Source organism: Paraburkholderia sp. J12, from assembly GCF_905220215.1.
In the GTDB taxonomy this organism is placed as follows: domain Bacteria; phylum Pseudomonadota; class Gammaproteobacteria; order Burkholderiales; family Burkholderiaceae; genus Paraburkholderia.
This window is the reverse complement of sequence record NZ_CAJMZC010000004.1, coordinates 229,032-249,009: the sequence shown is the minus strand read 5'-3', so window position 1 is coordinate 249,009 and position 19,978 is coordinate 229,032. Positions and strand designations below refer to the sequence as shown.

General features: G+C 63.8%; 23 protein-coding genes. 9 read left to right on the top strand and 14 right to left on the bottom strand.

Annotated features, from left to right (window positions below):
- Nucleotides 1–32: 32 nt before the first annotated feature.
- Complete coding sequence (locus U5760_RS12165) at nucleotides 33–935, top strand: MBL fold metallo-hydrolase (protein WP_322012029.1); 903 nt, start codon at nucleotides 33–35, stop codon at nucleotides 933–935.
- An 88-nt stretch (nucleotides 936–1,023) separates the two neighbouring features.
- On the opposite strand, the gene U5760_RS12160 is transcribed toward U5760_RS12165, so the two are convergent.
- The 7 genes from U5760_RS12160 to U5760_RS12130 all read right to left on the bottom strand — a co-directional run bounded on the left by U5760_RS12160 (nucleotide 1,024) and on the right by U5760_RS12130 (nucleotide 7,031).
- A complete protein-coding gene (locus U5760_RS12160; protein ID WP_322012027.1) occupies nucleotides 1,024–2,313 on the bottom strand; it encodes an ATP-binding protein in 1,290 nt (429 codons plus the stop codon).
- Nucleotides 2,310–3,077, bottom strand: a complete 768-nt coding sequence (locus U5760_RS12155; protein ID WP_322012026.1) for a response regulator — start codon at nucleotides 3,075–3,077, stop codon at nucleotides 2,310–2,312. Before U5760_RS12155 ends, U5760_RS12160 begins: the two co-directional genes overlap by 4 nt.
- 47 nt (nucleotides 3,078–3,124) lie before the next feature.
- Nucleotides 3,125–3,376 carry an EF-hand domain-containing protein gene (locus U5760_RS12150; protein ID WP_322012025.1) on the bottom strand — a complete coding sequence of 84 codons (252 nt, stop codon included), beginning with the start codon at nucleotides 3,374–3,376 and terminating at the stop codon, nucleotides 3,125–3,127.
- Between the two features lie 228 nt (nucleotides 3,377–3,604).
- Nucleotides 3,605–4,519, bottom strand: a complete 915-nt coding sequence (locus U5760_RS12145) for a sterol desaturase family protein (RefSeq protein WP_322012024.1) — start codon at nucleotides 4,517–4,519, stop codon at nucleotides 3,605–3,607.
- Nucleotides 4,520–4,691: 172 nt separating this feature from the next.
- Nucleotides 4,692–5,210, bottom strand: coding sequence for a glycine zipper domain-containing protein (locus U5760_RS12140; protein ID WP_322012023.1), 519 nt, complete (start codon nucleotides 5,208–5,210; stop codon nucleotides 4,692–4,694).
- A 52-nt stretch (nucleotides 5,211–5,262) separates the two neighbouring features.
- Nucleotides 5,263–6,078, bottom strand: coding sequence for a MipA/OmpV family protein (locus U5760_RS12135; protein WP_322012022.1), 816 nt, complete (start codon nucleotides 6,076–6,078; stop codon nucleotides 5,263–5,265).
- A gap of 92 nt (nucleotides 6,079–6,170) precedes the next feature.
- The gene (locus U5760_RS12130) at nucleotides 6,171–7,031 is read right to left on the bottom strand and encodes a heme utilization protein (RefSeq protein ID WP_322012021.1); all 861 of its coding nucleotides are present in this window, start codon (nucleotides 7,029–7,031) and stop codon (nucleotides 6,171–6,173) included.
- Nucleotides 7,032–7,268: 237 nt separating this feature from the next.
- Here U5760_RS12130 and U5760_RS12125 point away from each other — a divergent pair, with 237 nt between their 5' ends.
- The 3 genes from U5760_RS12125 to U5760_RS12115 all read left to right on the top strand — a co-directional run bounded on the left by U5760_RS12125 (nucleotide 7,269) and on the right by U5760_RS12115 (nucleotide 8,762).
- Nucleotides 7,269–7,574, top strand: coding sequence for a hypothetical protein (locus U5760_RS12125; protein ID WP_322012019.1), 306 nt, complete (start codon nucleotides 7,269–7,271; stop codon nucleotides 7,572–7,574).
- Between the two features lie 205 nt (nucleotides 7,575–7,779).
- Nucleotides 7,780–8,010 carry a hypothetical protein gene (locus U5760_RS12120; RefSeq protein ID WP_322012017.1) on the top strand — a complete coding sequence of 77 codons (231 nt, stop codon included), beginning with the start codon at nucleotides 7,780–7,782 and terminating at the stop codon, nucleotides 8,008–8,010.
- A gap of 290 nt (nucleotides 8,011–8,300) precedes the next feature.
- A complete protein-coding gene (locus U5760_RS12115; RefSeq protein ID WP_322012016.1) occupies nucleotides 8,301–8,762 on the top strand; it encodes a RidA family protein in 462 nt (153 codons plus the stop codon).
- Between the two features lie 30 nt (nucleotides 8,763–8,792).
- On the opposite strand, the gene U5760_RS12110 is transcribed toward U5760_RS12115, so the two are convergent.
- The 3 genes from U5760_RS12110 to U5760_RS12100 all read right to left on the bottom strand — a co-directional run bounded on the left by U5760_RS12110 (nucleotide 8,793) and on the right by U5760_RS12100 (nucleotide 13,455).
- Nucleotides 8,793–10,358: a methyl-accepting chemotaxis protein gene (locus tag U5760_RS12110; protein ID WP_322012015.1), complete on the bottom strand. Its 1,566-nt coding sequence runs from the start codon at nucleotides 10,356–10,358 to the stop codon at nucleotides 8,793–8,795.
- Nucleotides 10,359–10,448: 90 nt separating this feature from the next.
- Nucleotides 10,449–12,755 carry an EAL domain-containing protein gene (locus U5760_RS12105; RefSeq protein ID WP_322012256.1) on the bottom strand — a complete coding sequence of 769 codons (2,307 nt, stop codon included), beginning with the start codon at nucleotides 12,753–12,755 and terminating at the stop codon, nucleotides 10,449–10,451.
- Between the two features lie 73 nt (nucleotides 12,756–12,828).
- The gene (locus tag U5760_RS12100; protein WP_322012014.1) at nucleotides 12,829–13,455 is read right to left on the bottom strand and encodes a methylamine utilization protein; all 627 of its coding nucleotides are present in this window, start codon (nucleotides 13,453–13,455) and stop codon (nucleotides 12,829–12,831) included.
- Nucleotides 13,456–13,803: 348 nt separating this feature from the next.
- Here U5760_RS12100 and U5760_RS12095 point away from each other — a divergent pair, with 348 nt between their 5' ends.
- From U5760_RS12095 to U5760_RS12085, 3 genes are all read left to right on the top strand, one after another.
- Nucleotides 13,804–14,547 carry a PadR family transcriptional regulator gene (locus U5760_RS12095; protein ID WP_322012013.1) on the top strand — a complete coding sequence of 248 codons (744 nt, stop codon included), beginning with the start codon at nucleotides 13,804–13,806 and terminating at the stop codon, nucleotides 14,545–14,547.
- 49 nt (nucleotides 14,548–14,596) lie between these two features.
- Entirely contained in the window at nucleotides 14,597–15,406 is an 810-nt protein-coding gene (locus U5760_RS12090) for a siderophore-interacting protein (RefSeq protein WP_322012012.1), read from the top strand.
- A gap of 91 nt (nucleotides 15,407–15,497) precedes the next feature.
- Nucleotides 15,498–16,754 (top strand): MFS transporter, encoded by a 1,257-nt coding sequence (locus tag U5760_RS12085; protein ID WP_322012011.1) that lies wholly within the window; start codon nucleotides 15,498–15,500, stop codon nucleotides 16,752–16,754.
- Here the strand turns inward: U5760_RS12085 and U5760_RS12080 are convergent.
- The 4 genes from U5760_RS12080 to U5760_RS12065 form a co-directional block, all read right to left on the bottom strand.
- Nucleotides 16,751–17,122, bottom strand: coding sequence for a hypothetical protein (locus tag U5760_RS12080; protein ID WP_322012009.1), 372 nt, complete (start codon nucleotides 17,120–17,122; stop codon nucleotides 16,751–16,753). The genes U5760_RS12085 and U5760_RS12080 overlap by 4 nt on opposite strands.
- Before the next feature lie 167 nt (nucleotides 17,123–17,289).
- Entirely contained in the window at nucleotides 17,290–17,643 is a 354-nt protein-coding gene (locus U5760_RS12075) for a hypothetical protein (protein ID WP_322012007.1), read from the bottom strand.
- Nucleotides 17,644–17,650: 7 nt separating this feature from the next.
- Nucleotides 17,651–18,232 (bottom strand): GNAT family N-acetyltransferase, encoded by a 582-nt coding sequence (locus tag U5760_RS12070; protein WP_322012005.1) that lies wholly within the window; start codon nucleotides 18,230–18,232, stop codon nucleotides 17,651–17,653.
- Between the two features lie 76 nt (nucleotides 18,233–18,308).
- Nucleotides 18,309–18,527 carry a hypothetical protein gene (locus tag U5760_RS12065; protein ID WP_322012004.1) on the bottom strand — a complete coding sequence of 73 codons (219 nt, stop codon included), beginning with the start codon at nucleotides 18,525–18,527 and terminating at the stop codon, nucleotides 18,309–18,311.
- A 217-nt stretch (nucleotides 18,528–18,744) separates the two neighbouring features.
- Between U5760_RS12065 and U5760_RS12060 the strand changes: the two genes are divergently transcribed.
- Both U5760_RS12060 and dapA read left to right on the top strand, forming a co-directional pair.
- Nucleotides 18,745–19,089, top strand: a complete 345-nt coding sequence (locus U5760_RS12060; RefSeq protein WP_322012002.1) for a hypothetical protein — start codon at nucleotides 18,745–18,747, stop codon at nucleotides 19,087–19,089.
- The gene (dapA, locus tag U5760_RS12055; protein ID WP_322012000.1) at nucleotides 19,090–19,974 is read left to right on the top strand and encodes a 4-hydroxy-tetrahydrodipicolinate synthase; all 885 of its coding nucleotides are present in this window, start codon (nucleotides 19,090–19,092) and stop codon (nucleotides 19,972–19,974) included.
- Nucleotides 19,975–19,978 lie beyond the last annotated feature (4 nt).

Genomic DNA, 19,978 nt, shown 5'->3' with positions numbered 1-19,978 from the left:
GGGAATGTTCATTCCTTTTATGGAGACAGTTCATGGCCAGCCCCAACACGCTCAAGGTTCATCACCTCAATTGCGCCTGTATCCAGCGCCTGCGCATCCACGGACGACAGCTGGCCTGCCACTGTCTGCTGATCGAAACACCGTCCAGCGGTCTCGTGCTCGTGGATACCGGCCTGGGCACACAGGATCTCGTGGATCCGGTGAAGCGCCTCGGTTTTGCCTTCACGCATCTCTACGCGAATCCCCGGCGTGATCCGTCGCTTTCCGCGGTGGCCCAGATCCGCGCGATGGGCTTCGATCCGCGCGACGTGCGCCATATCGTGATGACGCACATGGATCTCGATCACGTGGGTGGGCTCGTGGATTTCCCCCACGCGCGCGTCCATCTGCATGACCGGGAGCTGGAAGCGTGCACCGCGCGCCGCTCCTTCAAGGACAAGCATCGCTATCTGCCCGCCATGTGGGCGCACCAGCCGCGCTACGAAACGTATAGTGAGGAGGGCGAACCGTGGATGGGCTTCGAGGCCATCCGTTCGCTGCGCGGCCTGCCGCCCGAAATCCTGCTCGTTCCGCTGTTCGGACATACGCTCGGGCATTGCGGCGTAGCCGTGCAGGACACGCGAGGATGGATGCTGCATGCGGGCGATGCCTACTTCGATCCGCGCGAGATTCACGGCGCCCAGCGGCAATGCGCCTGGCAGGTGGGGTTGTTTCAGGCCGCCGTCCAGACCGTGCGACGCGAACGTCTGCGCAACCAGACCCGACTTCGCGCGCTAACCGCTACGCACCCCGAAATTCGGGTGTTTAGCGCGCACAATCCGTGGGAATATGCCGCTGCACATGGCGAACCGGTGACGATCCATGGAAAACGGCTCGATCACAGCAATCCCGTGTCTCCGTCCGTAGCGGGCCACGCACGCGCCGCGCAACCGTGAGCGTCTTTCAAGTCGGCTTTGTAGTAGCCCGCATCGCAACGTTGCGTTCTCACAGAAGCCTGCCGTCCGTCGCCTCGTCACTTTGTCGTCAATCGCAAGGAATACGAACAGTCGCCACGAAGCCTCCGCCTGGGCGAAGGGCAAGATCCAGCCGGCCTTCGTGCTGACGCGCAATCCGCTCGGCAATCGCGAGGCCCAGCCCGGTTCCTGCCGCCCGCCCGGGTGTCGCCACGCGGCGAAACGGTTGCCTGATCGTCGACAACAACTCCGCCGGCACGCCCGGCCCTTCGTCCTCGATACAGACCGTCACGAAGTCACCATCGCGGTACGTACGAACCGCCAGCCCGACCCGGCCATGAACGGCCGCATTGTGCATCAGGTTCATCAAGAGCCGCTGCATGCCGACCGCGCGATAAGGGACGAGCGGCAGCGGCGCCAGCTTCAGTTCGAACGCATGCCCTAACCCGGCGTAGTCGGCAGCGAGTTGCTCCACCAGCCCGTTCAGGTCACCGGGCACGCGCGGCTCGTCGTCCCAGCCTCGTGCGAAGTCGATGAACTGGGCGACGATCGTATCGATCTCCGCGACGAATCGCTCCGCGCTGGCAAGCGGCGCATCGAACGATTCCGGCGCCGCAATGGCCATACGCAACTTCGTCAACGGCGTGCGGATGTCGTGCGAAATGCCCGCCAGCATTTCCGCGCGCGTCGCCTCCACCCCGGCAAGCGCTTCGACCATCCGGTTGAACGCTTCCGCCACTTTGGCAAGTTCCGTCGGACCTTTCGCGGGAACAGGCTCAGGCCAGGTGCCGCGCTCGATCAGCATCGCGGCACTGGCGAGGCGCTGCAGCGGTGCCGCCGTGTGCCGCTGGATCAACCACGCCCCGAGCGCCGGAAACATCGCCAGCGTCAGCAGAATCCCCACGGCGCTGAGCGGAAGCGACTGCCTGATCGCCGCTGCGGTCGGCAGCGCGAGCCAATAGAAGCGATCGTCGATCACGAGGCGCACCCAGATACGGCGCCCTCCGGAGGCTTCCCAGTAAAGCGCCGTGCCCGCCGGAAGACGCTCCCTCAGGCTGCGCAAGAACCGTCGTATCGTATAGGCGTGCGGCAGCGCCGTGTGCGACAGGACGGGCGGCGCACTGGCCGTGCCGCCGTTCATCGCCGCAAGTTCCCGACTCCGCCCGGGCTCCGGCAACGCAGCCAGCAGGCGTTCGACCGCGGCGGTCTGCGAAGCGACAAACAAAGCCGCCTCGTCAATCCGGGGCTTCTGGATAAAGACGAAAATCAGCAGGATGACCGAGACTTCGCTGGCAATCACGACCAGAACCAGCAGCAGCAGATTACGGCCAAGCAGAGAGCGCGGCAGCAGCCGGATCACGCTTCGAACTCCGCCATCAGCATGTACCCGACGCCCCAAACCGTGCGGATGAAGCGCGGCATCGAAGCGTCGGTTTCGATAATCTGCCGCAGCCGCAGAACCTGAACGTCGACGCTGCGCGCGTTCGCCTCATAGTCGCGCCCGTGCGTACGTTCGATCAGGTTCAGCCTGCTCACCGGTCGATTCGGTGTCTGTGCGAGCGCGCAGAGCAGGCGCAGTTCCGCCTGGCCGATTTCAACGACACCCCCCGCCGCAAGACACAATTCCTGGTAGCGCAGATCGAGTCGGAAGTCTCCGAATCGCAATCTGATGGCATCGCTTTCAAAACCGACACTATCGCGCGACGCGCGCCGTCGCAACGCGAGTTGCTGGCGCCGAAGGATTGCGCGAATGCGCGCTAAAAGCTCGTTGGGCAGGAAGGGCTTGGCAAGATAGTCGTCGGCGCCGTGCTCCAGGCCGACCACGCGATCAATCGGATCGCCCCGCGCCGTAAGCATGAGAATCGGGATGATCTGTCCCTGCGTACGCAGCCGCCGGCACACCGAGAGACCATCTTCGTCGGGCATCATGACGTCGAGGACAAGCAGGTCATAGGGTTCCCGCTCCAGAAACGCATCGAGCTGCTGGCTGCTCTTCGCCGCGCGGACGTCGAACCCGTGCGCAGTCAGATAACGCTGCAGCATGTTGCGAATTTCCGCTTCGTCATCGAGCACGATGATGCGAGCGGGCCGTGTCTCGCCGGTCTCCGGCACGGTGGTCAACATGGCGATCAGCAGCCCTTTCCCGTAGCGCTCACGTCGTACGCCCCGTCTTACTGGCGGCGCTGCGCGAGGTACTGCTCAATGTCATTGAGCGTCACATACCCCTTGTGGGTCGTGTCTATCTGGTCAAAGTTCTTCGCCACGCGCGGCATGCCGGCCTGCGCTTCGGCCAGCGTGAGCTTGCCGTCGTGGTTCGTATCGGCCGCCTCGAAACGGGCCTGGAGCTTTTGCATGCCGGCCGCCTGGGCAAAGGCCGACGACGACGCCAGCGCGACGATAAGGGTCAGGAAGATACGCTTCATTTTTCTCTCCATGAAAACAGGCTGGCGATTCGAAACCGGCGTGAACGGCAAGTGTAGGAAATAGCGCGGCCCGGCAGGTTTCGAATCTGTAAAAATTGATGTCGCCGTATGTCACGGCCTTGAAAACGATCAGCTAAAACGGGCACGGGTAATGGCACGTAATAGTGACTGCGGGTCAAGCACCGCGACCCGCCAAGGGCTGATGGACCCGGGCCGCGTGGGCACGCCCTACTTCCCAGCAATAGACTGACTTCGCAGCAGACCGGCACGGCTCCTGAGTTCCTCCGTCGTTTCGCCGCCGCCGTCTGCGCGCCAGCCAGGCGGGCGAAACAGATGGCCCAGCACGGCGGACAGCGTGCGGGCAGCGAGGAGATCGCGACCCAGGCTCGCCCAGTGCTCGAATTCCACGACGAGCGGATTACGCGAGTGCGTGGGCGTGACCAGCCCGTAACGGCACGGCACGTCGTCGCGCTCGGCGACGTAGGTGCCGAACAGGCGATCGAAGATGACCAGCACGCCGCCATAGTTCGCATCGAGGTATTCGACGTTCGACGCGTGATGTACGCGATGCGCGGACGGCGTATTGAACACGTACTCCAACCACCCAAGCCTCGGTGTCCACGTGTTGTGTACCCAGAATTGATACAGCAGGTTGAAAGACAGCATCGCCAGCACGACGTGCGGCTGCACGCCGAACCAGACCAGCGGCGTGAAAAAGAGCCCACTGCCGGTCAGTTTGCCCGTCCAGCCGAGCCGATACGCGGTAGAGAGCGTCAACTGATTCGGCGAGTGATGGACCGCATGCGAAGCCCAGAAGAACCGCACCCGATGTGCGGCGCGGTGATACCAGTAGTAGCAGAACTCCTGACCGAGAAACAACAGCAGCAACGTCAATGCGCCGCGCACCGGAACCGTGTAGATCCGGTAGTGCCACGCGATGGCGAAAACGGGCGCGGCCAGAGAAATGGGGAGTCGCTCGATGAGCCGGCGCCCTGCCATGTCGACCAGCGAAATGCCCATCTCGTACCAGGCGAATGGCGCTCCGCCGCGCCGGGCGCGCCAGCCAAGGACGACGGCCTCCACGAGCGACAGCCCGATCAATACCGAGGAGACGACGAAAGCAAGTTTGAATGTGTGAGCCATGTTGGACACCCGGACGACTGTGTGACATCGGCAAAAGGCCGCGCTCGCAAAGTTTGTGTCGCGGCACTTTCGCTATAAATTGACCTTCGATAAAAGCATTCGAAAAAATCAGGCCGATATGTTTTGGAATGCTTATTTTTCATAGGCCAGAAAGTTAGCGTTCGTATGCGCCTCAATAAGGCGCGTAGTAGTAATAGACCGGGCGCGCATAAACGACCGGCGCCGCCACAACGGGAGCCGGTGGCACGACGATCGTGTCTCCCTTCGCGGTAATGCACTGCGCGTATGCGTTGTCGTACTGTCGCTGCAACGCGGCCTCGGTCTGTCCATGCTGGTTCGCACCGACCGCGGCGCCGAGCAGCAGGCCCGCGCCCGCACCGATTGCCGCCCCGGCGCCTGCATTGCCGGCCCCGGCTCCGATCAGCGCGCCCGCTGCCGCGCCCCCCGCTGCGCCTAGCACGGGTGCAGCGGCGCCGGACTGTGCGGGCGAGCGTCCCGAAGCAAGCGGATTGACAAGCTGCGATGCGTACGTGCGGCAACTGAAATCGTCCTGCTGGAATGCGTTGAGCGTTTTGCCCTTGGCGGGCAGCGCGGAAACAGTCGGATAGCTGGGTGGAACGACAGCGCAACCGGCCAGCGCAAGCAGCGCGCAAGCGAGGACGGACAGGCGAGCGGGATGGAAGACGTTCATGATGTTCGCGTTTTCGTTTCGGAAAGGGAGAGCGGGCATACCACGTCGGCTTCTAGAAGCGGTATGCGAGACCCAGCGAGCCGAAGACGCTTGCACGCCGGCCGACGACCGGGCTGTCGGCTGCGTCCCCGACCAACGTGTCGACACCGGCCGCCGCCCGCAGCGACCAGCGCGCGTCGATACGGTGATCGAGAGCGATCTTCAGATCGACACGAGAAAATCCCGCCGAAGGGGAATAGACCGGCAGGTGGGCCGTGCTCGCGGCCGACTGCTCCGCATCGATACCAAAATACGTCTGCTCGGCCGACGCGTTGGCCCAGATGGTGTCCGCCGAGACCGTCACACGATCTTTCGGCAGGATGAGCGCGAGGTAGGAGACATCGAACGTCACGTGATTGCCGTAGCCTTCATGCGCCGATTGAAGAAACTTCACGCTCGCAGTCAGCCGCTCCAGCTGCCAGCGGACGAATGCGCCATAGAGAAAAGAGTCGTCTATATCGCCGGTGCCGTTCAGGAGCGTTGCATCGTCCTGCTTGCGGCCGAGACCGAGACCGATTAGCGGTCCGACGCTCAGATGCGGGCCGAGCGACCAGGCGAGACCACCGTCGAGCCCCTCTGCAAAGAAGGTCACGCCCGATGCGGTATGGCTCTGCAGCGCCAGAACGGGGAGCGGGAGCACTCGATAAGCCGTCGCCCCCTGATAGCGCGGCAATACGGTCAGGTCGAGACCGAAACTGCCTTCCGGCGAGGACTGCGCATAGGCCGAACCGCCGTGAATACAGGCGCAGGCGACCAGCACGGCGGAGAATGCCTTGCAATAACGGGCGCGGACGGACGGCAATTCGAGTTCGGAACGATAGTCGGACATGGACGATCAAGGCTGGCAAGGAGTGAAATGAAAGGCATGCACGCCGGAGCGGCACGCTATTCGAAGACGTGAGAAAAAAAGGAAGCCGTCATTCAGGACCAGTGAGCCGGCACCCAGACGTTGCCCGCCCAGTGACCGCTCACCCAGACGTGCGGAGACACGACGACAGCGGGCACGGGCGCCGGCACGACCACGGCGGGCGCGGCGGCCACTACGGTTGGCGCCACTGCGACAGCCACAGTCGGCGCAGGCACGACAACCGGCGCAGGCGCAGCAACCACGGCAATCGCGGGCGGCGGCACCACGACAGCGACAGGCGGTGCCCCCGTCACCACTACGCCGCCGGTCGCCACCGTGCCGCCATGCGGTCCGGTGGCGCTACCCGATGTCGCAACGACCCCCGGTGCGACGCGCACAGCGGTCGTGGTATGACTCACGGTGCCGCCCTCCGGCCCCGTGGCGCTGGCCGTGCGCGTGCAGGCCCCGCCCGCGCAGGTGGTCGAACCGGAATGCGACCAGGTACCGTTCGCATCACTAACGGTACCCGACGACGAGAACTGTCCCGGCCCGGTTCTGGTGACGGAATCGGAGGCACTGGCCGTATGACCGTTGGGACCGGTCACACTGCCGTTGTGCGTACAGGTTCCGCCAGCACAGTCCGTGGTGCCGCTGTGCGTGTAATGGCCGCCGTATGGCCCGACGGCCGTCCCCGAGTTGGTGAATTGCCCGGGTGCCGTGCGCGTAACGGTGCCGTGATTCGTGGCAAGCCCGCCGTATGGCCCGACCGCGCCGCCACTATGGGTGCAGGCGTTTCCGCTGCACGAGGCAAAGCGCGCGCCGCCATAAACGCCGCCCGGCGTGATCGCCGATCCATAGCCCAGGAGATGCGCTTCGGCACCATGGCTGAAGAGTGTCAGCAAGGCCGAAGCCGTTACCAGAACAAGGTTTTTCATGAATGCCCTCTTGCGGGAAAAACGAATCGACGCCGCAAATGTAGAAAAACCTGGGGGCAATAGCTGTTAGCAATTCGTGTCAACCGATGTCAACACAGGCAGACGGCCCGACGACCGTAAGGCGAAACGGGATGACATATTTTCCAGACAGATTTTTATCGCCACCCTGGCTACGCTTTCGTTCAAGGCCGGCGTTTGCCGGCTCTTCAACCTGTTTTGCCTGACCAAGGATCCGCGATGAAACTGCGTTATCTGATCGCTTCTGCAAGTGGGCTGGTGCTGGCGTTGCTGGCGCGGTCCGCGTTTGCCGGCGTAGCCGTCGGCATCACCGTCGCGCCCGCCGTGCCGGTTGTCCCCGCTTATGCACCCGTGGTCGTTGCCGCGCCACCCGTCGTCGTCGCGGCGCCGGTCATCGTTCCCCCCGCGCCTGTCGTCGTCGCACCGCTACCTGTTGCAGTTCGCCCGGTCTATGCCGCGCCGTACTATCCGGCTGTCACCGTGCGTGCAGGGTACTGGCCTCGCGGTGTCGTTGTGGTCCACTAAGGTTTCCGCGCAGTTGCCTTGCGATGCCACACCGATCATCATAGTAGTCCGAAATTTTTTCCTCAGCAGTAGCCTTCGAGGCGGTGGAACTTCTGCCATACACTCCCCGCCTCTTTTTTCACCGCATAACGTCGCGACTCAGCTACCCGCCTTGCAGCAGCCCGGGTGTCCATCGGTAAAGCACAAGCTGGCGCAACTGAAGGTCATGCCAGAATCGCTCGATGTCGCAGGCATCACGCCACTAGCCTCATTCGGCGCGCTGGCCGGCGACGGCGTATCGGCCGGCTTGCTTGTGTTCGTGGCGTTGTGCTTTGTCAGCGACCCCAGAAGTGATGGCGCACCCGGAATCAATACGCAACCGGCAAGCGAGAACATCAGGATGACGAATAAAATGGACAACCGGAATGAATCGGGTTTCATGAGCGACAGGACGTGAAAAAGCGGCGCTCCGGGCTGGTTCTCAGGCCCCATTGCGCTGCGATGTGGGTTAAAGGAAATTCCGTGTTGCGGCTCGCGACGAATGCCGCGGCAGCTCGGCGCCTCCCTGCGGAAAGCGTCTGCCGAAGTGGAATATAGGCGGTCTATTCAATACAGAGTGCAACGAAAAATGTCATTCGATGTCACACCTGAACACCCGCCGCCGTGCAGCGTCACGTCCGTTCCGCCAACGAAATGCAAGACTTGCCTCAACCGGGACCCACGGGTCCGTTTCCATCAGGAGTATCGATGAACACCGTCATTGCCGAACGACTCACTTTGCTGGGCCTCGCACTGCCCGCGCCCATACAGCCGCTTGGGTCGTACCGCTCCGTGTCGGTATCGGGCCAGGAGATTTACGTATCGGGGTTGGGACCATTCGAAGGCGGCAAGCCGCTTACGGGCACCGTGGGCGAAGACATCCCACTGGAGAAGGCACAGTACGCCGCGAAACTGACCATGCTCATGATCCTCGCCTGCCTTGAAGAGGCCTGCGGGCTCGAAAACATCGAGCGCTGCATCAGGCTGACCGTGTACGTGCGCGCTTGCGCCGGGTTCACCGATCATCCGAAGGTTGCGAATGGCGCGAGCGATTTGCTATCCGGCCTTTTTGGACAGGACGCGCTCCCCGCGCGCAGCGCGATTGGCGTGGCGACGCTGCCGATGAACATCCCCGTGGAGATCGACAGCGTTTTCAGACTCAAAAGGTAATGCGGGCGAATGCCGGTCGACGCAGCAACGCTAGATTGCCGCTTCACCAACCCGCTCGATCTGGAATAGCGAAACTGAATCGCTCAGTTTCGCGACCTGGTCGTCCAGCGAGCGCGCAGCAGCAGCCGCTTGTTCGACCAGTGCGGCATTCTGCTGGGTCACGCTGTCGATCTGGATAACGGCCTGGTTGACTTCGTCGATACCGCGTCTCTGTGCGTCCGACGCCGTTGCAATGTCGTCCACGATGGTTGCGACCCGGTGAATGGCAAGCCGCACTTCTTCTGTCGCGCGCCCGGCTTCTTCGGCTTGCTGGGAACCCGAACGGATGGTCGCCACCGAGCGGTCGACGAGATGTTTGATTTCGCGCGCGGCATCTGCCGACCGTCGCGCCAGATTCCGCACTTCCGTGGCGACGACGCTGAAGCCGCGCCCCTGCTCGCCCGCGCGCGCGGCCTCGACGGCCGCATTCAGCGAGAGAAGGTTGGTCTGGAAAGCAATGCCGTCGATCAGCGACGTGATTTCGGCAATGCGCGCCGAATTGCCGGAGATGTCGTTCATGGTGCCCACGAGTCGCTCCACCGCCTTGGAGCCTTCGTCCGACATGCGCGTCGAGCTGCTCGCCAGCGCCTTCGCCGCGTGCGCATCGTCAACGTTGCGACGCACGGTCTCGGTCAAATCGGTGATACTGCTCGCCGTCTGCTGCAACGAAGCGGCCTGTTCTTCGGTACGCGTGGACAAGTCGAGATTGCCCGCTGCGATCTGCTTCGACGCAACCCCTACCGTATCGCTCGATGCGCGCACGTCCGACACCACCATCATCATCCGGTCGAGCAGGTTGTTCACGGCGATAGCGGTTTTACCGATCTCGTCCTCGCGCTCCACATGGATACGCCGCGACAGGTCGAGCGTACGGCTGACCGCTTCGAGCGTACCGCGCAACCCGCCCAGCCCCACACTGACGATGCGATACAAATGCGTGCCGAGCAACCCCGTGACGATGAGCGCGGCACCCACTGCGCCCAGCATCAGCACGAGCGCAAGCCGATAGGCCGAAGCATTCTCGTCGCGCACGGCGTTCACGCGATCGATGACCTCGTTCACGTGCGCATGGAGCGCGTTATTGACGGCGAGCGCCGTGTTGTGGACATCGCCGCCGTCGTGCAGCATCGTCAGCGCCCCGTCACGGTCGCCGCTCTGGATGCGCTGGAAAAAGAGCGTGCGCTGGGCGCGGTATGCCGCCATGCGCATCCGGTCTGTTTCCAGCATCCGGCGATCGTCCTCGTCACTGAGGTAGTGCGCCTCGTAATCGGCCAATGCCTTGTCGAAGGCGCCATCGGCCTTGTCGACTTCGTTCTCGCTCGCCGCGCGGGTCGCATCGTCGACGCCGTCCACCACATATCGATAGACCGCGAAACGCATGGCGCCCGTTTCGTCGAGTGCGCGGGAGATTTCCCGAAGCCCCGGAATGGTCTGCGTCTCCAGTCCTTCGATGCGCTGATACGAAGCGTGTAGCTGATACAGTCCATATCCGCCGACTGCCGCGAGTGCGCACAGCGCGACCCCGAGGGTGACGATAAGGCGGTGAACGATAGTCATGTCGAGCCCCTTTTCATTAATTTTGCGTTGTAGCGCGATATTCCGGAGTCGCGCACACTGCCCGCCGCGATGCGCGCGCGGCTCCGCAGTTCATGCGATCGAGGCGAGCTTCCGGGTCCAGCGCGCGAGCCATGTCGTGATCTCATCGGCGGCGACCGGGCGTCCGATGTAATACCCCTGCGCCATATCGCAGCCGAGTGCGCGCAGTTGCTCGAGTGTCGATTCGTCCTCGACGCCTTCGGCCACGACCACTAGTCCCATGTTGTGGGCGAGCGCAATGGTCGAGCGCACGATGAATGCGTCGTCCGCGTCGTGCGTCATGCCGATCACAAACGAACGGTCGATTTTCAACTCGCTCACGGGCATCCGCTTGAGGTACGACAATGACGAATAGCCGGTGCCGAAATCGTCGATCGACATGCGGATCCCAAGCGCGCGCAACCGCTCCAGTGTCGTGAGCGCATACGCGGGGTCGTCCATCAGCGCACTTTCCGTGATCTCGATCCCCAGCCGGCCCGGCTCGACGTTGTGCTCGCGCAGCAACGCGGCAAGCCAGTCGGGCGTGCTGCGATCGGCCAGGTCGCGCGCCGAGAAGTTGATCGAGATGTTGACAGCGAGCCCTTGCTCCTGCCAGCGAACGCTCTGCGACACCGCCTCCGCCGCAATCCAGCGCGAGATCGAACGGATAAAGCCGGTTTGCTCGGCAAACGGAATGAATTCGCCCGGCGGAACCAGACCCCGTTCCGGGTGTCTCCAGCGGACCAATGCCTCGAGGTGCTGCATGCTGTTATCCGCGAGATCAATTTTCGGCTGGTAATAGAGTTGCAGCTCGTTGTTCTCGATTGCGCGACGCAGCTCGCCCATGAGCGACAGGCGTTCCAGACCATGACGTTCCGCGCCGTGGTCATAAATGCCAATGCCGGAGTTGGCCTGTTTCGCGGCATACATCGCGACGTCGGCGCGGCGCAGCAGTGTATGCATGTCGGTGCCATCGGCGGGAAAGCACACCATGCCGACGCTCGCGCCGACGTCCACCGGCTGCCCCTCGATCAGCATCGGCACTTCGAGCACCTTGAGCAATTGCTCGGCGTGGCGCTGCGCGCCGGCAAGTTCGCTGCCCGGCAACAGGATCGCGAATTCATCGCCGCCGAGCCGCGCGACGCGGCCGCGCGAATTCCCCAGGCGATCGGCGAGACGCTTGCCGACTTCGCGCAACAACCGGTCGCCGACGTGATGCCCGAGCGTATCGTTCACGTACTTGAAGCGGTCGAGATCCATCAGCATCACCGCAAAAGCGCGGCCATCCCGGGATGCGCCGTCGATTTCGCGCTGCAGCCACTCGTTGAACGAAATGCGATTGGGCAGCCCCGTCAGGGGGTCCATGTAGGCCAGCTCCGTGATGCGGGCCTCGCGCTTCGCGATGTCGTCGCGCATTTGCCGGAACGCCGCCGCAAGTTCGCTGGTCTCGTCGCTGCTGTGAATGTCGATCGAGGCATCGTATTCGCCGCGTCCGACCCGCTCCGCGAAACGCGTCAACTCCCCCAACGGCCTCGTGACGCTTCTCGCGATCAAGGTCGCGCCGACGATCGAAATCGCAATGCCGCCCAGCGTGAGCCACAGCAGTGTCGAGCGCAAATCGCGGAATGGCGCCGAGGCTTCGGCAAGCGACTTCTGGAGGACGGCCACCACCGGCGCATGCCCAAGTGCCAGCCAGATGATGCGCGAGTCGTAGCCGTTGATGACCGGCTCCGCATGGCGGGAAGCGTGACCGAAGACGGCGTTTGCACCGGCCGCTTCCAGCAAGGCACGGTTCGATGGCGAAAGCGAGCTTGCAAAGACCTTCCAGCGAGTATCGGTGCCGAGACCCATGAACGAAATGTCGAGCCCCGCGATATCGTGCATATCGCGCGCCAGCGTGTCGTCGATGGCAAAGCCCATCACCATCCACGCCACGGTAAGCGGCGTCTTGACCGGGACGCTGACGAGCTCATACGGTCGGCCGTCGAGCAAGCCGATTAACGGCGTCACGCCGTGAGTCTTTCCGCCGATGATCGCCGGATACGGAAACGGCTGACCGGCCGCCGCGACCGGCGGCGAACTCGCAACAACACGCCCCTCGGGCCCGACCAGGATCGAGATATCGGCACCGAGGCGTTCGCGCTGATTTTGCAGCGCGGAGCGCACCGTCGTGTCGTCGTGCAAGGCGACGGCCTCGCGAAAGCCGAAATCGGCGGCGGCGATCGCGGCTGACTGGGTCAGTTTTTCCGCCTCGGATTGCAGCGCCTTATGGAAGACGCGATCGCCGATGTCCAGTTGCTCCGTCACCTGGTTGCGCGCAGCAGCACTGAGCGCGTCGCCGGCGGCGAACTGCACCGCGACCTGGACGGCCAGTATCATCAACACGAATACGAGCGATATTTTTGACCGCAGCCTGCGAATGCGCACAACAGCTCCTGATGATGGGGGCTCGCTAGCGTGTGCCTAGCTGTAACGAAAAGCTCGGAGGCGCCGCCAACGGCATCTGGATCTTCTGCTCGCTGCGCGCCTCCAGGTTCTGCTGCCGGTAGTGCCATGCGAGCAGGCGATAGCTGCCGCGCGGCAGATCGGGCAGAACCGCGTTCCCCTCCCGATCGGTTTTCGCGAAGTACGGCGTATCGACCACGAGCAAATACGCGATCATTGTGTCGTGAATATTGCAGCCAATCACTTCCAGCCCTGGCTTGTCGAAGACGAGCGGATGCGTGGCCCCGCGATAGAGTTTCAACTCGAAGCGCTGCGGCTCGGAAAACGAATACACGTCATGGGCAAGGTCATCGTGATTGGGAAAGTCGACCGAAGCCCCCTTTTGCACGACCGTGACGAGCGGCATGAACATCTTGTTCTGCTGCGTGATCATCGCGGGAACGGGCCGCGTGTGCGGCAGCCGGCCATCGGTCGGCACAGCGTACACGACGGCATCTTCGACCGGCGCGCCATTTTGGTCGCGCACATGGACTTCGAACGCCAGGACGTGGTTTCCGCATAACGCGATGACGAGGGCTGCCCCGAGGCGGGCGAGGCGGAGTCCCGAAAGAATTGCGGAGGTCGCGGCGGTCATATCGAGGCAGGATCAGGCGAGTGATGGGCGCTTCTTGTCTGGCGGCACGGTGATGCGCAGTCCCACGGCACACCTTCTCTCGCTGATAACGGCTCAAACCACTCAAATATTCAATGGCGCGTCGATTGAATTAAACAAACGCGTCGATAGTCCGCGCCGGGCACAAAAAAAAGCCATCGGGACAGGACGATGCCCCCGGCCATCGCCGTTATCGCCGGGTTTCGTCTAGACGGCCCCACCGACCGCGCAGTGATCTCCTGGTGATCCCGCCCTCAAATTTCCCTTTGACAAACACTCTTACGATATATATCTTAAGACATGTTTTACGACACTAAAGAAGGAGGCGAAATGCGCCACCACCACCATCATCGTCATTCCGGCGGCCGCCATGGCTACGACCACGGCCGCGATTTCCTGCAGCGCATCTCCCCGCTGCACGCCCTCTGGCACGCCATGGGCCGCCATCGCCAGCACGGCGAAGGCCCCGGCGGCTGGGGCGAGCGTTCCGGCGGCCCCTTCGGCGGAGGTTTCGGCGGCTTTGGCGACGGCGACGGTTTCGGCCGCGGCCGCAAGTTCACGTCCGAAGACCTGCAGCTCATGCTGCTCGTGCTGCTGGCCGAACGCCCGAGCCACGGCTACGAGCTCATCAAGGCGCTCGACGCGCGCTCGAACGGCTTCTACAGCCCGAGCCCCGGCATGGTCTACCCGGCCCTGACCTATCTGGAAGAGCTCGGCTACGTGAACGTCAAGCTCGAAGGCAACCGCAAGCAGTACGAACTGTCGGCGGAAGGCCACACTTATCTCGACGCGAACCGCGAACGCGCCGACCTCATCCTCGCGAAGCTCACGCATTTCGGACGCAAGATGGACGTGATGCGCCGCGCCTTCTCCGGTCAGGAGCCGGCCGACGAAACCGAAGGCGGCTGGGTGCGCGAGCTGCTCGAAGCACGCCGTGCGCTCAAGCATGCACTCGTTCGCCGCTCGGATGCCTCCCACGAGGAACAGCGCCGTATCGCCGCCATCCTCGTGCGTGCAACGCAAGAAATCGAACAGGGCGCAAATGGCGACAAAAGCAGCCCGGCCGGCGCCTGATCCGGCGCGCCGCCCGTCCCACCCGCCCGTCTTCATCGGAGAGTCATTCATGCAGAACCCGTCAGCCCTCGAAGTCGTCCGCGTGCGTCATCCGCTGAAGTTCCGGCTGTTGCGCGTCTCGCGCGTCGTCCCGCTTTCGCCGGCGCTCGTGCGCATCACGCTCACGGGCGACCTGAGCGATTTCGTCTCGGCGTCGTTCGACGATCACGTCAAGGTGTTCTTCCCGCGCGACGGCGCGGACAAGCCCGTCATGCCCACGCCCGGCCCCGATGGCCCCGTGGTGCCGGACGGTGCGACGCGCGCCGAGATGCGCGACTACACGCCGCGCCGTTTCGACACCGAAGCGGGCGAGCTCGATCTGGAGTTCGCGCTGCACGAAGCCGGTCCCGCCACCGCCTGGGCAGCCAATGCGCAGCCGGGGCATTATCTCGGCATCGGCGGCCCGCGCGGGTCGATGGTGATCCCGTCCGGCTTCGACTGGCACCTGCTGATCGGCGACGAAACCGCGCTGCCGGCCATCCAGCGGCGCCTGACCGAACTGCCGGCCGGCACGCGCGTGGCGGTGGTCGTGGAAGTCGCGAATCGCGCGGCACGCATCGAACTGCCGACCGAAACCGATCTCTACGCCGTCTGGTGCTACCGCGACGAAGCCGGGACGGAAAACCCGCTGCTCGAAGCCGTGGACGCGGTCTGGCTGCCGCCCGGCAACGGCTACGTCTGGGCCGCGGGCGAAGCCTCCGCGATCCGCGCCGTGCGCACGCACCTCGTGAACGATCGCGGCGTGGACAAGCAGCGCATTCGCGCCTCCGCCTACTGGCGGCGCGGCGCGCAGGCGGCCCACGAAACGATCGACGATTGATGTCCGGGTCGACGTCCGGACCACATCCGACCAACCCATGCAACGCGCGGCCCGAGGGCCGCGCCTGCCTTCCTGGAGCGAGACCATTCCAATGACAACCACGCTCAATCCCCTGCGCGAACGCACCCTGTTGTGGCTGCTCGCGCTCACGCAGTTCACGGTCATCATGGACTTCATGGTGATGATGCCGCTCGGCCCGCAGATCATGCACGCGTTCAGCATCACGCCCACGCAGTTCGCCGCGGCCGTTTCAGTCTATTCGCTGTGCTCGGGGCTTTCGGGTCTCTTCGCGGCCACCTATATCGACCGCTTCGACCGCCGCAGTCTGCTGCAAGTCGCGTATGCGCTCTTCGCGTTGTCCAATCTCGCGTGCGCGCTGGCCGGCAACTTTCATCTGCTGCTCGCGGCGCGCGCGTTCGCGGGCCTCACGGGCGGCGTGCTCGGCTCGATCGTGATGGCGATCGTGAGCGACGTGATTCCCGTGACGCGCCGTGGCGCGGCAACGGGCATCATCATGACGGCGTTCTCGATGGCCGCGATCGCCGGCGTGCCGGCCGGCGTGCTGCTGGGCGCGCGCTTCGGCTGGAGCGCACCGTTCCTGCTGCTAGTGGCGCTTTCGGCCGCCATCTGGTGTGCCGGCACGCGCGTCGTGCCCTCGCTCACGGAGCACGTAGGCGAGCGCACGCCGCTTTCGCAGATCCTGCCGCGGCTCGGGCGCCTGCTGACGCTCCCGCGTCACCTCAAGGCGTTCGCGCTGACGTTCACGATGATGGCCGGGCACATGTTCGTGATCCCGTTCATCTCGCCCGTGCTCGTCGCGAATCACGGTGTCGCGCCCCGCCAGCTCTCGTGGCTCTACATGGCAGGCGGCGCCGCTACCTTCCTGACTTCGCGCGTGGTGGGACGGCTCGCGGACCGCTACGGCAAGCGCCAGATGTTCCGCGTCATCGCCGTCGTCTCGCTCGTGCCGGTGCTCTTCGTCACGCATCTGCCGGCGCTACCGTTCGCGGCCCTCGTCGCGTTCTTCGCGTTCTTCATGGTCGTGATGTCCGGACGCATGGTGCCCATGCAGGCGTTGCTCACGACGATTCCCGAACCCGAGCGGCGCGGCGCGTTCCTGAGCGCCAACAGCGCAGTGCAGGCGCTCGGCATGGGGATAGGCGCCTGGGCCGGCGGCCTCCTGCTCGCGAGCGGGCCCAACGGCACGATCACGGGATACGGCTACAACGGCTGGGTGGCTGCCGCCTTCACGCTCGTGACCGTGGTCTGGGTCGGGCACGTGAAGGGAACCGGCCACGACGCGCCGGCGCGGCCCGAGGCAGCGCCGGCCGTCGCGCAATCGCATTAGCAGCGCTTCATCTTGAGGACGCGCGACACCTGCGCCGCCGTGAAACCGCTGTTGCGCGCATAAGACGCACACTCGAGCGGGGCAACGAGCGATTCGCCCACGGTGAAGAGGCCGACGAAGCGAAACGCATCGGTCTCCCTCTTGATGAAAACCGGGATGGCGTCGCGCTGTCCCGAAAGCGTCCTGCCAGCCGCCCTCGCCGAGGCACTGCCGTCGCAGAGGATGACGTCCGGCGCTTGCGGATTGAGGTCGGCTCTCAGGCAGGCCGCCACGACTTTTCCGTTCTTCGTGGGCAGGAAGGCCTGCTTGCTGCCGCCGCAAGCCGTGTGAATGAATTCGCGGGTGTAGTTCTTGTTGAGTTCAAACATGGTGTTACTCCAGGTGAAGATCTTATTTTTTATGCATACCTAACTATCCGAATTTCGAATTCGGGAATAAGCACAATTCGAAGGAAAGAGGCGAAACGGCCAGCACGCGGGCGTGCCCGCTACGTGGATGGCTGCGCGATGCAGGTAAAAGGTCGTAAAGCCCGGTTTTATGCAGGCGCAGCGAGTCCGCCCTGCAATTCCACGTACAGCACGACGAGCCAGCGCCGCGGGCAATCCCGCCGTATGCGCACCAGCGCGCCACGACAGATCGCGCCGGGGCTCACGAACCCCGACTCGCGTGCATCCTGCCAGGCATGTTTCGCATCGGAACGGACCCAGACGCTCAGGATTGCACAGAGCCCGAAGCTGAAAAGTGTCGTGATGCCAAGCGCGACATCCGGATGATTCTGATGGGCGAGAAAGGCAAAAGCGCACGTGAAAATCGGATTCACGAATACGAGCAAAAGCGCGATACGGGTCAGCGCCCGCCTGCGTGGGGTGTCCTGAATAGCACGAAACATAGGCTTCCTATCGCCCGCCACGCGCCCGATGGGTCATGCGTGACGTGGCAAAACACGGCCAGCCGGCCAGCGTGGGCCGGCTGAAAACGGCGCTGTCGCAATCGCAGCCCGCAAAGCGGACGGTATCGATCAGGCTGAAGCCCTGGGCATGGTAGAAGTCGAGCAGCGACTTCGCCGTGACGGGCGTATCGAGCGCCAGCTGCAGATAACCATGCGCCGCGGCCCAGCGATTGCCGAACGCCAGCAGCGCGCGCCCTATGCCGCGTCGCTGCAGCGACGGCTCCACGCCATACCGGTGCAGCGTCGCAACATCCGGACGCCTGAAGTGCGGGCACGCCGAAGCCGGGTCCGGTCCCTGCAACATGATCGTTCCGGCCATCCGGCCGCCGCATTCGGCGACGAAGCACGTCGCTTCCCGCGCATGGCGATGCCGTGCATAACCGCTGCCTGCGCGTTCGCCCGGAAGCTCACGCTCCGCCTCTTGCGAAGCGGTCGCCCGCCGCAGCAGTTTCGTCACGAGCGCCATCGAGTCGCGCGCCTCGTCGAACGGACGGATCACGAGCCGGCCGATATCCGATTGATCCCGCACGACCCATTCGTCGCTTTCCGTCGACTTTTCTCTCGATAAGCGGGCATACGGCATGGCCTCTCCCGATTCGACCGGTTCACCAGGACAAAACGACCAGCGGCGCGAGCGAAGCCACGTAGGCAGCGAGCGCCACCACGGCCCAGCCCGACGCAATGCCGATACCGGCAACGAGCGTCGCCGCGATGACGAGTATCTGCATACGCAGCATGCGATGGCGCCTGCGATCGATTTTCGACCCGATGTCGTGCGGCTTGCGCAGATCGGATCGATGGGTAAAGCACGCAAAAGTAGACATGACACAGCCCCGCTACAACGTTTCAACGACAGCGTTTCAACTGTTTATCGATGATATCGGGGGCCGTCCAAAAATTTCGTAAAGAAAGCGCAATGAGACGTAAATGGCCGGGCAATGAGAAAGCCTATATCGCAATGGCCTGTTTTTTTGCACCGCATTTACGCCGTTCGGAATACGCTGCCATTACCTCGACTCATTTCGAAAAAACATGCGTAGCATGAACCCAGCGCAAATCGTCGCCCTTCGCGACGTCATTCCGGATCCCGGCAGTCCGCGGCGTGTGCAGGCCTTTCCGGCGCGACCCTCCCCTGCCTCCCGCGCCACCCTCGATATCGCCCTCACGGGACTCACCCCCGAAGTCCCCCGCGCCAATCTCGCCACGCTTCTGCGCTCGCCACTCGGCGTCTATGTCGTCCACACCGAAGTCTTTCGCGAAAGCGTGCGCGTGCGTTTCGACATCGCCCCCGAAGACCTCACCTTCACCCTGCACACGCTGCTTTCCATCGTGCCCGAGGCCACCATCGGCGCCGTCCACTATCACGAATGCGAAGAGGCACACTGAATGTATTCAGGAATCTGGCTTCCGATCGTCACCCCGTTCCGTTCGGGCAAGGTCGACGTGACGGCGCTGCAGGCGCTCACGGAGCACTATGTCGAAAGCGGTATCGCCGGCATCGTGGCGCTCGGCACCACGGGCGAAGCTGCGTTGCTCTCCGATGTCGAGCGCGCGAGCGTGTTGCAGGCGATCACCGATGTCGTGGCGGGACGCCTGCCCGTGCTCGCCGGCGTCGGCGGCATGAATACGCGCGAGTTCGTGCACGAGGTGCAACGGTTCGAACATTGGGACGTGGCCGGTTTTCTCGTTTCGGCGCCGGCTTATCTCTGTCCGAACCAGGAAGGCGTCGAATGGCATTTCAGGCAGATCGCAAAAGCGACGCGGCGCCCCGTCGTGCTCTACGACGTGCCGCATCGAACCGGCGTGCCCATTGAAACCGACACCGTGCGCCGGCTCGCCGAACTCGACAACGTGGTCGCCATCAAGGCCTGCGTGAGCCAGCGCTTCGACGCGCTCGGCAACATCGCCATCGATCTGCTATGCGGCACCGATGAAGCGTTTCTCGATTGCCTCGCCGCGGGCGGTCAGGGAGGCATTCTGGCGAGCGCACACGTCTGCGCGGATCTGCTGGTCGAAGTAGCGACGCTCATGCGGGCGGGCAAGGCCGCCACGGCCTGCCGCATCTTCGCGGACCTGCGCCCCGTGCTGAAGCTGCTCTTCGCGGCGCCGAACCCTTCGGTCATCAAGGCGATGCTGGCGCTCGACGGCCACATCGCCGAAGAAACGCGCATGCCGATTGCGCCGATTCGCGACACGTTGCGCCCTCAACTGGCGCAGGCGCGCGAAGTGCTGGAAACGTTGCGCTCGGCCATGCCCATGGCCGTGAACTGAACGA